Annotated in this window: 12 protein-coding genes; 10 read left to right on the top strand and 2 right to left on the bottom strand. The window is 35.3% G+C overall.

The window, feature by feature from the left end; all coding sequences use genetic code 11:
* The first annotated feature begins 133 nt into the window (after window positions 1–133).
* From RT261_RS15525 to RT261_RS15510, 4 genes are all read left to right on the top strand, one after another.
* Window positions 134–1,360, top strand: a complete 1,227-nt coding sequence (locus tag RT261_RS15525) for a Zn-dependent hydrolase (RefSeq protein WP_313133829.1) — start codon at window positions 134–136, stop codon at window positions 1,358–1,360.
* A gap of 10 nt (window positions 1,361–1,370) precedes the next feature.
* Entirely contained in the window at window positions 1,371–1,724 is a 354-nt protein-coding gene (locus tag RT261_RS15520; protein ID WP_313133827.1) for an arsenate reductase family protein, read from the top strand.
* An 85-nt stretch (window positions 1,725–1,809) separates the two neighbouring features.
* Window positions 1,810–2,748, top strand: coding sequence for a tRNA dihydrouridine synthase (locus RT261_RS15515; RefSeq protein ID WP_313133826.1), 939 nt, complete (start codon window positions 1,810–1,812; stop codon window positions 2,746–2,748).
* Window positions 2,749–2,952: 204 nt separating this feature from the next.
* Complete coding sequence (locus tag RT261_RS15510) at window positions 2,953–3,975, top strand: sensor domain-containing diguanylate cyclase (protein ID WP_313133825.1); 1,023 nt, start codon at window positions 2,953–2,955, stop codon at window positions 3,973–3,975.
* 126 nt (window positions 3,976–4,101) lie between these two features.
* Here RT261_RS15510 and RT261_RS15505 read toward each other — a convergent pair whose 3' ends face one another.
* Window positions 4,102–4,572 carry a cupin domain-containing protein gene (locus tag RT261_RS15505; RefSeq protein ID WP_313133824.1) on the bottom strand — a complete coding sequence of 157 codons (471 nt, stop codon included), beginning with the start codon at window positions 4,570–4,572 and terminating at the stop codon, window positions 4,102–4,104.
* Between the two features lie 200 nt (window positions 4,573–4,772).
* Between RT261_RS15505 and RT261_RS15500 the strand changes: the two genes are divergently transcribed.
* From RT261_RS15500 to RT261_RS15485, 4 genes are all read left to right on the top strand, one after another.
* Complete coding sequence (locus RT261_RS15500) at window positions 4,773–6,188, top strand: PH domain-containing protein (protein ID WP_313133822.1); 1,416 nt, start codon at window positions 4,773–4,775, stop codon at window positions 6,186–6,188.
* Window positions 6,189–6,496: 308 nt separating this feature from the next.
* Entirely contained in the window at window positions 6,497–7,294 is a 798-nt protein-coding gene (locus RT261_RS15495) for an amino acid ABC transporter substrate-binding protein (RefSeq protein ID WP_313133821.1), read from the top strand.
* Between the two features lie 92 nt (window positions 7,295–7,386).
* Window positions 7,387–8,037 (top strand): amino acid ABC transporter permease, encoded by a 651-nt coding sequence (locus RT261_RS15490; protein ID WP_313133819.1) that lies wholly within the window; start codon window positions 7,387–7,389, stop codon window positions 8,035–8,037.
* A gap of 180 nt (window positions 8,038–8,217) precedes the next feature.
* Window positions 8,218–8,973 carry an amino acid ABC transporter ATP-binding protein gene (locus tag RT261_RS15485; protein ID WP_313133890.1) on the top strand — a complete coding sequence of 252 codons (756 nt, stop codon included), beginning with the start codon at window positions 8,218–8,220 and terminating at the stop codon, window positions 8,971–8,973.
* Window positions 8,974–9,251: 278 nt separating this feature from the next.
* Here the strand turns inward: RT261_RS15485 and RT261_RS15480 are convergent, their stop codons facing one another.
* Window positions 9,252–11,675: a GH36-type glycosyl hydrolase domain-containing protein gene (locus RT261_RS15480; RefSeq protein ID WP_313133817.1), complete on the bottom strand. Its 2,424-nt coding sequence runs from the start codon at window positions 11,673–11,675 to the stop codon at window positions 9,252–9,254.
* Between the two features lie 278 nt (window positions 11,676–11,953).
* On the opposite strand from RT261_RS15480, the gene RT261_RS15475 reads away from it, so the two are divergent.
* Window positions 11,954–12,970 (top strand): LacI family DNA-binding transcriptional regulator, encoded by a 1,017-nt coding sequence (locus tag RT261_RS15475; protein ID WP_313133816.1) that lies wholly within the window; start codon window positions 11,954–11,956, stop codon window positions 12,968–12,970.
* Between the two features lie 65 nt (window positions 12,971–13,035).
* On the top strand, window positions 13,036–14,472 hold the full coding sequence (locus RT261_RS15470; RefSeq protein WP_313133814.1) for a carbohydrate ABC transporter substrate-binding protein: 1,437 nt from the start codon (window positions 13,036–13,038) through the stop codon (window positions 14,470–14,472).
* The last annotated feature ends 67 nt before the right edge of the window (window positions 14,473–14,539 follow it).

The raw sequence follows: 14,539 nt of genomic DNA, 5'->3' as shown, positions 1-14,539 counted from the left end.
AGGAAGATATAGGTTGAAAAAATAATTTGTCAACTGGAGATTTGTGGGGCACAATTGTGAGGCGCAGTTGTGCCTGCGTACAAAGAATGGTTTCGTTATTAAATGGTGTTAAAGCACCGGAATTGAGGTTAATATGACAACTTGTGATGAACGTAGATTAAAAGATAAAATAGATACTTTTGCAACCTTTGGAGCAGTGGGTAATGGGGGGATTACCAGATTATCCTTATCACTGGCTGCACTGGAGGCAAGAGAAGAATTTTGCAGAAGATGCAAAGCTCTTGGAATGGAAATTAAAACCGATGATATGGCTAATATCTACGCCACTTTAAAAGGAACGGAAGATATTCCTGCAATTATGATGGGCTCCCATATGGATTCGGTGGTACAGGGTGGAAATTATGATGGTATATTAGGAGTATTAACTGCACTGGAAGCAGTGGAGACAATTGTAACGGAGAATATTCCCCACCGCCATCCAATTACAGTAGTTGTTTGGACTAATGAGGAGGGGGCAAGATTTGACCCCGCCATGATGTCCTCTGGTGTTATAGCTGGTAAATTTGATAAAGAACTTATGTTGGAATCAAAAGATACAGAAGGAGTAACCTTTAGAGAAGCGTTGGAAGCCAGCGGATACAAGGGTGAAATTACAAATCGTTTGAACGCAGAGGATTATGGGGCATTGGTTGAATTGCATGTGGAACAAGGACCCGTATTAGAAGCAGAGAATAAGAATATTGGCGTTGTCGAAGGAGTTGTAGGAATGGTAAATTATGAATTTACCATTTTGGGGCAGGCAGATCATGCAGGGACAACTCCTATGAAATATAGGAAAGATGCATTGTTTGCGGCTTCTAATGTAATACGGTATTTACATGATGGACTGGATAAATTGGATAGTAAGCTAGTCTATACAACTGGAAGAATGAATGTTTCCCCTAATATTCATACCGTAATCCCTGATCTTGTTAAATTCACTTTGGACGTGAGACACCAAGATTCTAAAGTTATAGACCAGGCAGTTAAAATCATCAAAAATGTTCCTGGGGAAGTTGACAGATGCAGCGTAAGTTACAAGGAATTATGGTCCCGTAAAACAGTTGCATTTTGCAAAGAATATGTAGATTTTGTGGAAAAGAATGCAGATAATTACGGCTATTCTTCCATGAGAATGTATAGTGGTCCAGGGCATGATGCACAGTTTATTGCTGATATGATACCAACCACAATGATATTTGTTCCAAGCCGGAATGGACACAGTCATTGCGAAAAGGAATTTACGCCTTTAGAAAATTGCCTTAAAGGTGCTAATGTACTATTACAAACCATATTAGATATTGATAAGAAGGAGATATAGGAGGGAAATCATGATTGCACAATTTATATGGTATTCAAAATGCAGTACTTGTATCAAAGCAAAAAAGTGGTTGCAGAATAACAATATTCCGTTTGAAGAAAGAGCAATAAAAGAAAACAACCCACAGGAAAGTGAATTAACGGAATGGATATCAAAAAGCGGATTACCAATTAAAAAATTCTTTAATACAAGCGGTAATTTATATAAAGAACTGAATCTAAAAGATAAGCTGGCCTCAATGTCAGAAGAGGAACAGATTAAACTTTTGGCATCGGATGGGATGCTTGTTAAAAGACCAATTATAATAAGGGATGATGTAATTCTGGTGGGATTTAAGGAAGCAGAGTGGGATGTATTAAAGTAATAATCATAATAAAAGAATATTAAAAGCCTTTTATTAAAAGCAGGCTAATGAGATTAAAAAGTGAAGAGTAAGGAGCCGTTTTTACATGCAATTTTATTTTGCACCATTGGAAGGTATTACCGGATACATGTATAGAAACAGTTATAGTACCTTTTTTCCTAATGTAAACAAATACTTTGCCCCATTTATTGTACCCAGTACAAGGGGAGAGTTTAAAAATAGAGATTTAAATGATATTTTACCGGAAAACAATCAAGGTCTTGTTTTAATACCGCAGTTATTAACCAATCAAGGAAAAGATTTTATTCTTGCTTCAAAGAAAATAAAGGAGTTGGGATATAAGGAAATAAATTTAAACCTCGGATGTCCTTCTGGAACGGTTGTTTCAAAGAACAGAGGCTCTGGATTTCTTGCTAAAAAAGAAGAACTGGATGCATTCTTAGACGAAATTTTTTCCGCTTCCATAACCAAAATATCAATAAAAACAAGGATAGGAAAAGACAGTCCGGAGGAGTTTTATGAATTAATCGAAATATTTAATAAATACCCTTTGGAGGAGCTTATCATACATCCCAGAATTCAAAAGGATTTTTATAAAAATCATCCGAATCTGAAGGTTTTTAAAGATGCCCTGAGTTTAAGTAAGAATCCTGTTTGTTATAATGGTGATATTTTTACAGAGAAAGATTATAGAACTTTTACAGAAGAATTCTCCGTTGTAGATAAGATAATGTTAGGCAGAGGACTTATTGCAAATCCGGGATTGTTAATGGAGATAACAGAACATAAAAAATTGAATAAGAAATTATTAAAAGACTTCCATGATAAAATATATGAAGAATATCAAAGAATTTTATTCGGAGACAGGAATGTTTTGTTCAAAATGAAAGAATTGTGGTTATATTTGATTACGCTGTTTCCGGATAACGAAAAATATGCAAAGAGAATAAAAAAAGCCGAAAGATTAAGGGATTACGATGAAGTGGTTTCCAGTTTATTCAGGGAACGTGAAATAAAGGAATAAAAAGTCCTAAACTTTTGATTATGAATTTATTGTACTATATGATACAATAAATACGGAATGGGAAAATGTTTTTAAACAGCTATTATTTCGTGTAAATGGGGTGTTATCTTGCGTGTCTTTGATTCAATAAGTTTTTTTATACTATTCCTTGTTGCAGTTATTTCCGTATATGAATATATACTGCTTTTAAACCATAAGAAACTTTTGAATAGATATGAAAAAATGAGAAGAAAGCTATACGAAACCAGTGATAGAATATCAAAAACAAATGATGAAAATGAGATTTATTCTATTGTTTTAGACACTATTATCGAATTAATCCCAAATGCAACCAATGGCAGTGTACTTTTAATTAATGAAGATGGCGATTTTAATTTTAAGGTAGTGAAAGGATTCCAAAAAGAATTAAAAAGAATTTCTCTTAAAAGAGATGAGACATATTTATATAGAATAAACAGGTTTGAAAAGACAGCCATCATAAATAACCCGGAAGAATTTGATAGAAAACATGCCAGTAAGGATACTATCGAAGGATTTGAAAGATTAAATGCGTTGGATATCAGCTGTACTATATCCGCACCAATTTACATTGATAATAAGTTAATAGGATTAATCAATGTGGATTCCAATAAAACAAATCATATATTTACTCAAAAAGATTTAGATTTAATGGATCAAATTAAGTGTGAATTGGAATTGGCAATTAAGAATGCTCTTGCACAAAATAAATTAAAATACCTTGCGAATTATGACGAACTTACCGGAGTCATGAACAGGAGAACCTTAAAAAAAGAATATGATAATGAAATAGCAAAGATGAAATACAATAGAAAAAGTATGACTTTGATTATGATTGATGTAGATAATTTCAAATGTTTCAATGATACATACGGTCATTTTTTTGGGGATATGGTGTTGAAGCACTTTTCCGAGGTTTTAAGTAATTCAGTTGGCGCTTCTGATATAGTAGCAAGATTTGCCGGAGATGAATTCATTATTTTACTGAAAGGATTGGACTTAGCCGGTGCAGAAAATAAAATGAAGTCAATTGAAGAAAGATTATTATCAGAAAAGCTGGATGGAATCATTTTAAAATTCAGCTATGGAATATGTGAAATTGGACCGGATGCTAATATGAATTTCGAGAAAGCATTAACACTTGCAGATGAAAAAATGTATGAATACAAGAAAAGGGAAGTCTGTGATCAGGAAATGCAGGAGATATAATATATAAATCAAGGGCTGTTGCTTAACTAAGAATAAAAGTTTTGCAGCAGCCCATTTATTATATTAATTTAGGACATATCTTAATTTGATTACAGTATGCATGTGAATATAGAACAGTTAATAAGGTCAATGTTTGTGTTTTTCAGCTGCTTCTGCATCCGCTTTCGTTCTATGAACGGTACCATGTGGATGCTGGGGCGGTGCATAAATAGAATATAATTTAAGTGGTTTATCCCCTGTATTAACCAGGTTGTGCCATTTACCTGCCGGTATAATGAATGCATAATCTTCGCGAACCCGTTCCTGAAAATCCAATCTATCCCTTCTGTCACCCATTTGAACAAGACCCTGGCCTTCTTCAATGCGTATAAATTGATCATTATCGGGGTGAATTTCAAGTCCAATATCTTCCCCTGGGTTAAGGCTCATTAAGGTTACTTGTAAATGCTTACCGGTCCATAAAGCAGTACGGAAGTTGTTGTTAGTTTCTGTGGCTTTTTCTATATCAATTGCGAATGGTTCCGGGCCATAATCTCTTTGTCGGGTATTTTGTCCTCTATAGGAAGAACCATAAACATATGAATTCTTGTAATACATAGTAATTATTCCTTCTTTATTTTCTTATATTAAGATATGCTTTTTGTATACAAAAAGTGACATAAATATGGGATGCAGAAAAGGGGAAGCAGATAAATCTTTAAAGGATGGCATTCTGCATATTTACATTCGTTAAAGGAAGTGATACATTACAATTATATACCATATCTTATAAAGTATCTGCAGCGGAGGTGTAAGAAATGTCTATCCGTATTATTTTAATTATATTTATGTATCCTGTATTACCAATTATATATTTTTTGCTGAAAAATGAGGTAAAACCAAAAAAGAACATAGTACTTGGAGTAACGCTGCCTTATTCTAAAATAAACGATCCCAGGGTGGATGAATTATTAGCAGCTTATAAAAAGGAACTGAACATATTAACTATAATACTTGCTCCAATACCAATTTTACCAATTTTTATTAAATGGTTTTCAATTTATTATGGGATCATGATTCTATGGATTTTGTTGGTTATTTTGGTACCTTATATTCCTTATATAAGATATCACCATAGATTGAAAAGCATGAAAGACGAAACAGATAATATAAAGGGAGTATTAGAGGAAGCGTCGGAAAATGCTAATATAAATGAATTTTCTAAAAGAGCATTAAAAGAAACAACTGAATTAATGAAATCAGAAAAAATGGTGAATCATTATTGGTTTCTTCCCCCAATTATAATTAGTTTATTTCCCCTTGCATATGAAGCGTTTACGTCCATTGGACAGCCGGAATACTTAGGGATATTACTAGGGTGTGGTACATTTACTATAATTACACTTTTAGGGGCCATATTCCAAAAGGTTATCTATAAGCAGGAAGCAGAAATCGTGGATGAAGATTGGAATATCAATGTAAGGATTACACGAATCCGCAGACAGTGCTGGAGAAAGTTTTGGTTGGAAATGACATGGGCTTCAGGTATATTCACCGTTGTTTTTTGGATGTTTATAACCAGTAAGATATCATATTTTGCAGGTATGATTTTAACACTGATTTATTCGGGGATTATTATATATATTGCGGTGAAAGCGGAGTTTACCACACGATATGTTCAGGAAAAATTATCAGAAGAAAGTAAGCGGCCTATATATCTGGATGAAGATGATCACTGGATATATGGATTATTTTATTATAACCCTGATGATAAAAAGATATTGGTCAACGACAGGGTTGGTATTGGAACGACAATGAATCTGGCACATAAGACCGGTAAAATCGTTACGCTTATAGCAATAGTATGTATGCTGACATTGCCAATATCTGTAATATATGTAATAAAAGAAGAGTTTACCCCCTTAACAACAAAAATTTTAGATAATCGCATTGTTGTAACTCATATAGCAGAAGAACTTGACCTACCTACAGAAGAAATCAGATCCGTAGAGGTTGTAGAACATTTACCGTCAACCGTAAAAGTAGTTGGAACCGGTATGGAACACCTGCTAAAAGGGACATTTAATGTATCAGGATATGGGCGATGTAAGCTTTATTTAAATCCTGAGAAGCCTCCATTTCTGGTTATGACAACAGAGGATGAAAGGATTATAATTAATGGAAATGATAATTTAATTGAAGAAATGGCGGAGAAGAATTTATTGAACCGATAGTAAAAAAGTAATTGGACGTTAATATTTTTAAAACTATATGCCTTTGTAGAAAATAATGATTCTACAAAGGCATTTTTATGTATGAAGAAAGTATAATCTAGCAGTAAGGATTACGAAATTTGGAAAACCTATAGCTTACATATAAATAAATATTTGAGAAAAATGCTATAGAAGTGGTTCATTAGATAACGTTGTAATAATTTTTTTATTACATAATTGACAGGGATAAAATATCTGTGTTATTATACAATCAAGAGCAATTTAGCTTGATAAACTGTTAGAGTGCTAATAAGGTAGAGGAGGAAAGTATGAAAAGATACATAATACTATTTGTAACATTAATTTTATTTGCCGGTACTTTTGCCGCATGTGGCGGGAAACATAAAGAATCTGGAAAAGAAAAATTTGTAGTGGGCTTTGATGCTGAATTTGAACCCTATGGGTTTAAAAATGAAAAGGGAGAATATGTAGGATTCGATTTGGATTTAGCACAAGAAGTCAGCAGCCGCAACAATTGGGAGTTGGTTAAGCAGCCAATAGACTGGGATGCTAAGGATATGGAACTATCCTCCGGTGCTATTGATTGCATTTGGAATGGATTTACCATCAATGACCGTGAAGAACAATATACCTGGAGTTCTCCTTATGTAAACAATAGCCAGGTATTTGTAACTGCAAGTACCTCCGGAATTAAAAATCAGGCAGATTTAGCGGGAAAACTTGTGGCAGTTCAAAAAGATTCCTCTGCTTTGTCTGCATTAAATAGCGATGAGAATGAGCAATTAAAAAGCTCATTGTCTGAACTTTTAGAGTTTGGTGATTATAATACTGCGTTCATGGAATTAGAAATGGGAACAGTAGATGCTATAGCAATGGATATCGGTGTTGCAAAAGCGCAAATGTCTTCCCGTAATCAGGATAAATTTACTATTCTGGATGAATATCTTTCCGGCGAGCAGTATGGTGTGGGATTTTTATTGGGTAATGAAGAACTTAGGGATAAAGTAGAAAAAACTTTAATGGATATGATGGAAGACGGAACATTTATGGAGATAGCAAAGAAATGGGATTTAGAGGACAGCGTTTGTTTCGGCAAGAAGGATTAAGTCTGATAGTATGCGTGTTATCTATTTACTCTGTTATCTCATTGAATTCGTGGTAATAGACTATTAATAACCGGGATAAATGGAGGAATTATATGAATATAGCGGTTATGTTTTTTGAATTAGGGAAGGGATTTATTACAACGGTTGAAATATTTGTGCTAACCTTAATTTTTTCTCTTCCTTTAGGGTTAATTATATCATTTGGCAGAATGTCTAAAAATAGTATTCTTCGTACCATTACGAAGTTCTATATTTCTGTTATGCGTGGAACACCTTTAATGTTGCAGCTTATTGTAGTATATTTTGGACCGTTCTATGTTTTCGGTCTTCAATTAGGCCGTTCCTATCGTTTTATAGCAGTAATTTTGGCATTTGTATTAAATTATGCAGCTTATTTTGCAGAAATATACCGTTCCGGAATAGAATCCATGCCAAAAGGACAGTATGAAGCTGCTAAGGTACTGGGATATACAAAGGGACAGACTTTCTTTAAGATTATTCTGCCGCAGGTCATTAAACGTGTTATGCCTTCTATAACCAATGAGACTATTACATTGGTGAAAGACACTTCTTTGGCATTTGTATTATCCATTGTAGAGATGTTTACAACAGCGAAACAGATTGCGGCTTCCGAAACCACGATTATACCTCTTATGGTGGCAGGTTTATATTACTACATATTTAATTTGGCTGTCGCACTGGGAATGGAGCAGATTGAGCGAAAATTAAACTATTATAGATAAAAATGTGAAGAAAGGCATCTTCACAGATGCAAGAAATGGTCTCCATTATTATTACAGGAAAGGACACAATATAAAGTGAAAGAATATAAATTATGAAAGAATGCCATCAACTGATTCTTTCACTTATTTTTATTTGTGGCAGTATTCCAGGCCCGCCTGGGATATGCAATGGGTGTGAATATGAAAATATTAGAGATTAATCATATGAAAAAATCCTTTGATGATTTGGAAGTAATCAAAGATATATCTTTAGCTGTAAATGAAGGTGAAGTACTGTCTATTATCGGTCCTTCCGGTTCTGGAAAATCTACTGTACTTCGTTGTGCAGCTATGCTGGAAAAAATGGACAGCGGAGAGTTGATTTATCTGGGTGAATATGCTGCCCATAATACAGAGGGTAAAAGTACCTATATATCAAAAAAAGAATTAAGAAGGTTTCATAAATACTATGGGCTGGTCTTTCAAAACTTTAACCTGTTCCCACATTATACAGTACTGAAAAATATTACAGATGCCCCTATGACGGTAGAAAAAGTCAGTAAAAAGGCAGCAGAAGAACGGGCTATGGTATTGCTTAAGAAATTAGGTTTAGAAGATAAAAGGGATGCATACCCCTATCAATTATCCGGCGGGCAGCAGCAGCGTGTATCCATAGCGCGGGCTTTAGCCCTCCAGCCTAAAATACTGTTTTTTGACGAACCTACTTCAGCCCTGGATCCGGAATTAACAGGCGAAGTGCTAAAGGTTATTAAAGAACTGGCGAAAGAAAAAATGACTATGATTATAGTTACTCATGAAATGCAATTTGCTAAAGAGCTATCAGATCGCATTATTTTTATGGAAAATGGAAGAATTCAGGAAGAAGGTACACCGGAACAGCTATTTTCTACAGAAAATACCCGTGTAAAAGATTTTATCGGTAAATTTGCAATGTAAAGATTCGTGCAGTTATTTCTTCTGATAGAAGTGGTAATGTAAGGATTCATATAGTCATTTCTTCTGGTAGAAGTTGCAATGTAAAATTCATACAGTCATTCCTTATAGTAGTAGTTGCGCTGTAAAAATTCATACAGCCATTCCTATAGTAGAAGTTGCAATGTAAAATTCATACAGCTATTCCTTGCAGTAGAAGTTATATTGTAATAACTTCTACTGCAAAAAAATATATAAGAGGAATTGAAGATTATATATGCTTATTGTCAAAGGTATTCTAGTTATACTTCCACTTCCACATTGTAAATCTTTTTGTTTTCTATTAATGGTACAAGAGTACCTGTAATCTTTTCTCCGTCGGCCACAATCTGTACTTTACCTGTTTTATTATTATGGATATGTATGTTAAACAGAGCATTTCTGAATTTACGAATAATAGTAATCTTATTTAATTCATCCGGCAGACATGGTTCTATTCTCAACCCATCATAGTCTGCACGTATTCCCAGGATATATTGGCTTACATTGACAAAGGACCAGGACGCAGTTCCGGTTAACCAGCTGTTTTTGGCTTCGCCATAATTCGGGGCTTCTTTTCCCGCAATCATCTGGCTGTACACATAGGGCTCTGTTTTATGTATATCACTGATTTCTTCTGTAAAAGCTGGTGAAATACGCCTGTAGCTTTCGAATGCTTCATTTCCCTGACCAATTACAGTATGGGCAATACTGATCCAGGGATTATTGTGGCAAAAGATACCGCCATTTTCTTTATATCCCGGAGGATAGCTGGAGATTTCTCCTAAGTTAATATGGTATTTTGTATAGCAGGGATTTAGCAACTGAATACCGTAGGTTGTTGTAAGGCGCTTCTCAACACTGTCAAGAGCTTTTTTAGCATTTCCGTTCTGAACCCCGATACCTGCCATAACACAAAAACCCTGAGGTTCAATATAAATCTGACCTTCTTCGCATATATGGCTTCCAACCGGGTCACTAAAGCTGTCATATGCACGTAGAAACCAGGAACCATCCCAGCCGGAGGTTTCTATAGCTTCTGTCATTTTTTGAATCTCTGTGTATACATAAGCTGCTTCTTCTACATCACCTAACCGGCTGCATAGTTCCGCATATTCGCCGGCATACTTAACAAACATAGCCCCAATAAATACACTTTCAGCTTTTTTACTGTCCATATTTTCGCAGGTTTGAAAACTTTCCCCCGGTTCCTCTGAAAAACAATTCAGATTTAAGCAGTCATTCCAGTCTGCACGTCCAATTAAAGGAAGGTTGTGAGGACCTTTATGATTTATGGTGTAATAAACACTTCTTTTTAAATGTTCCAGTAATGGTTTCTCTGTACCTTCCACATTATTAAAAGGTACCATTTCATCTAAAATAGACATATCCCCTGTTTCACGGATATATGCAGTTGTACAGCCAATCAGCCATAAAGGATCATCATTAAAACCGCCGCCGATATCCCCATTCCCCTTTTTCGTTAAAGGCTGGTACTGGTGATAAGTACTTCCATCCTCGAATTGAATAGAAGCAATATCAATAATCCGTTCTCTGGCATGTTCAGGAATCATATGAACAAATCCAAGTAAATCCTGACAGCTGTCTCGAAATCCCATACCACGTCCTGTTCCGGTTTCATAATAACTGGCACTTCTGCTCATGTTAAAGGTTGCCATACACTGATATTGATTCCATATATTCACCATTCGGTCCACTTGAGGAAGAGCAGAATGAATCTGATAATTACTTAATAACCCCTCCCAATATTGAGCTAATTCTGAAAAGGCTGCATTTACAGAAGAAATAGTTTCATATTTTGAAATCATCTCTTTTGCTTTCACCTTATTGATTGTATTAGGCGATTCCCATTTATCATTTTTCACGTTCTCTATATATCCTAAAACAAATACCAGTTCCTTAGTTTCTCCCGGTTCCAAAGAAATGGAAAGCTGGTGCGAAGCTATGGGATACCAGCCGCTTGCTATGCTGTCTGCTGATTTACCGAGTCTTACACCGTCGGGTAAGGACCAGTCATTATCTGCACCAAGAAATGTCTTACGATCGGTATCAAAGCCACAGGTACCGCCATTAACACTGTAAAAGGCATAATGGTTGCGGCGTTCCCTGTATTCTGTCTTATGGTATATCACAGAATTTTCCACTTCCACTTCCCCGATACTTAGATTTCGTTGATAATTCGTGGTATCATCAACGGTATTCCAAAGACACCATTCCACTACACCAAAAAAATCAAGATTTTTTTTACAATCGCCTTCATTTATTAAGGTAACATGCTGCAATTCACAGTTATCCTCCAAAGGAACGAAAAAAGTGATGGAAGCTCGTATCGAATTACGGCTTCCTGAAATAGTACTATAACCCATACCATGCCTGCAGCTGTAAGAATCCAGTTTTGATTTAACTGGTTTATAACAAGGACTCCATATATCCTCCTGATCCTTAATATAAAAAAAACGGCTTCCAATATCATTTGGAACGTTGTTATAACGGTATCTGGTAATGCGTCTGAGTTTCGCATCACGGTAGAAAGAATAACCGCCCCCTGTATTAGATAGAAGACTAAAAAATTGATTGCTGCCCAGATAATTAATCCAAGGCAGGGGAGTATCCGGTGTTTGGATCACATATTCTCTTCTCCTATCATCAAAATATCCATACTTCATATGTATTCCTCGCTTCCTGTTATTTACCATAGGGTACTAAAACGATTAAGTTACGAATATAATACTATTATATGAGAAAAAAAGCAATATATAATCCAAAATTTAGTAATTTAAGTAGATGTTACTAAAAAAAGAGATAGTAAATATGCATATTAAACAAAAATAAATAAAAGTATTGCAATTTGTTGTATATTATTTTATAATAAATACGAAAACGATTAAGTAAAGCCTCAAATACTTAATCTAAACTATATAAATAGAGAGGAAGAAGATGAAGAATGGCTTCTTTAAAAGATATAGCAGCTAAATGTAAAGTGTCCGTTGCAACCGTAAGCAAAGCATTGAATGATCAAAGTGACATCGGAAAAGAAACAAAAGAAAATATTAGAAAAGCAGCAGAAGAGATGGGGTATTTTCCAAACTCGGCGGCAAGAATGTTAAAGACGAAGCGAAGTAACAATATTGGAATCCTTTTTATTGATAAAATGCACAGTGGGTTGGCACATGAGTATTTCTCATCTGTTTTAGAAAACTTAAAGGCTGAGGCTGAAAAAAGAGGATATGATATAACTTTTATTTCTCAAAACATAGGACAACAGAAAGTAAGTTATCTGGAGCATTGCAGATACCGTAATTACGATGGTGTAGTGATTGCCAGTGTAGATTATACAGATCCTATGGTTGTTGAGCTGGTAAGCAGTGAACTGCCAGTTGTGACCATTGACCATGTCTATAATGGTAAGACAGCAATTCTTTCAGATAATGTAAAAGCGGTGGAGGACTTGGTAAATTACATATATCAGAGAGGCCACAGAAAGATAGCCTTTATTCACGGTGAAGATACTTCTGTTACTCGAAAACGTTTGGCCAGTTTTTATAAAACCTGTATGAATCTTGGAATAAAAGTTCCGGAGGAATATGTAAGAGCCTCTTATTACCATGATCCCAAAACAACAGGCAAGCTTACAAGAGAGTTATTGGAATGTGGGGACCCGCCTACTTGTATTATGTTTCCTGATGATTTTTCCTTCATTGGAGGAATGAATGTAATAGATGAAAAAGGTTTAAGGATTCCGGAAGATATTAGTGTAGCAGGATTTGACGGCATTCTTTTATCCCAGGTGCTAAAACCTAAACTAACTACAATAAAACAGGATTCAGAATCTATAGGCAGAGAAGCGGCAGGTAAACTAATTGATTGGATTGAAAATCCAAAGACTAGTTTAGCTACACAGGTATTAATTCAAGGTAAGTTATTAGAAGGAAAAACTGTGAAAATGATAACTGTTAATTAATTATGATGCAATGCTGGAAATTCCAGTAGAACATAAAAAAATTATTTAAGGAGGGAGTGTTTTATATGAAAAAGAAATTTATAGCAGCTTTGTTAATTGGCAGTATGGCAATATCCACGCTGGTTGGATGTGCAGGAAAAGGTAAGGATGAAACAAAAGATCCTGACAAGGAAGTAGCAAAGGAGGTAACGGAAGCTCCAAAAACAGAAGATAATAAGGAGAAAGAGAATGCTTCCGGTGATACGGTTTCTCAAGGTAAAGTACTTAACATCTATTGCTGGAATGAAGAATTCAAAAGCCGTTATACGGATTATTTTGAAAAAGCAGGAAAGCTGCCGGAAGGTATTGAAGTGAATTTCGTTATTACGCCAAATGAAAATAATGCTTATCAAAATGCATTAGACCAGGCATTATTAAACCAGGAATCAGCAGCAGATGATGACAAAGTTGATATCTTTTTGGTAGAGGCTGATTATGCCTTGAAATATGTTGATACAGATTATGCTTTGGATGTAAAAGCAGATGTAGGCTTAACCGATGAAGATCTGGCGGAGCAGTATCAATATACAAAAGATATCGTTACGGATTCCAATGGTGTTCAAAAAGGTACCACATGGCAGGCTACACCAGGATTATTTGCTTACAGACGTTCCATTGCTAAAGATGTACTTGGAACAGATGATCCTGTAGAAGTACAGGCAGCTTTAAGCGACTGGAACAAATTTGATGAAGTTGCAGCAAAAGCAGCTGAAAAAGGATATAAGATGTTATCCGGTTATGATGATGCCTATCGTACTTTCTCCAATAATGTTTCAACGCCTTGGGTGGATGGTACTAAGATAGTAATTGATGACAATATCATGAGATGGGTAGATCAGACAAAAGCTTATACAGATAAAGCCTATAACAATAAAACCTCTCTATGGGCTCCTGAATGGTCTGCAGATCAAGGTCCGGAAGGAAAGGTATTTGGCTTCTTTTACTCTACATGGGGCATTAACTTTACTTTATTAGGAAATGCATTGGCAACACCTGTATCAGAAGGCGGAAAAGAAGAAGTAGGTAATGGTATTTATGGTGATTACGCGGTTTGTCAGGGACCTGAAAGCTATTACTGGGGTGGTACCTGGATCTGTGCAGCAGCAGGGACAGATAACCTTCCATTAATTAAAGAGATAATGAAGACATTAACATGTGATGCAGATACGATGAAGAAGATAACAGAAGATACGCAGGATTACACTAATAATATGAAAGCTATGAATGAACTTGCAAACAGCGATTTCCAATCTGCTTTCTTAGGCGGACAAAATCATATTAAATTATTTGCAGAAGCTGCTCCAAAGATTGATATGAGCAACATTTCCCAGTATGACCAAGGTTTAAATGAATCTTTCCAGGGAGCTTTTAAAGATTACTTTGATGGTTCAGTAGATAAAGATACGGCATTAGAGAATTTCTACACATCAGCTATAGAAAAATATCCGGAATTAACCAAATAGACACTGGGTTACAATAGAAGCTGATTAAACTTTCTATTGTCATGAATAAGGAGGTTGTTGTAAAACA

The sequence above is a fragment of the Anaerocolumna sp. genome (assembly GCF_032079385.1).
GTDB lineage: Bacteria > Bacillota > Clostridia > Lachnospirales > Lachnospiraceae > Anaerocolumna.
The sequence above is the reverse complement of the archived record's forward strand: the minus strand, read 5'-3'. Positions and strand labels throughout refer to the sequence as shown.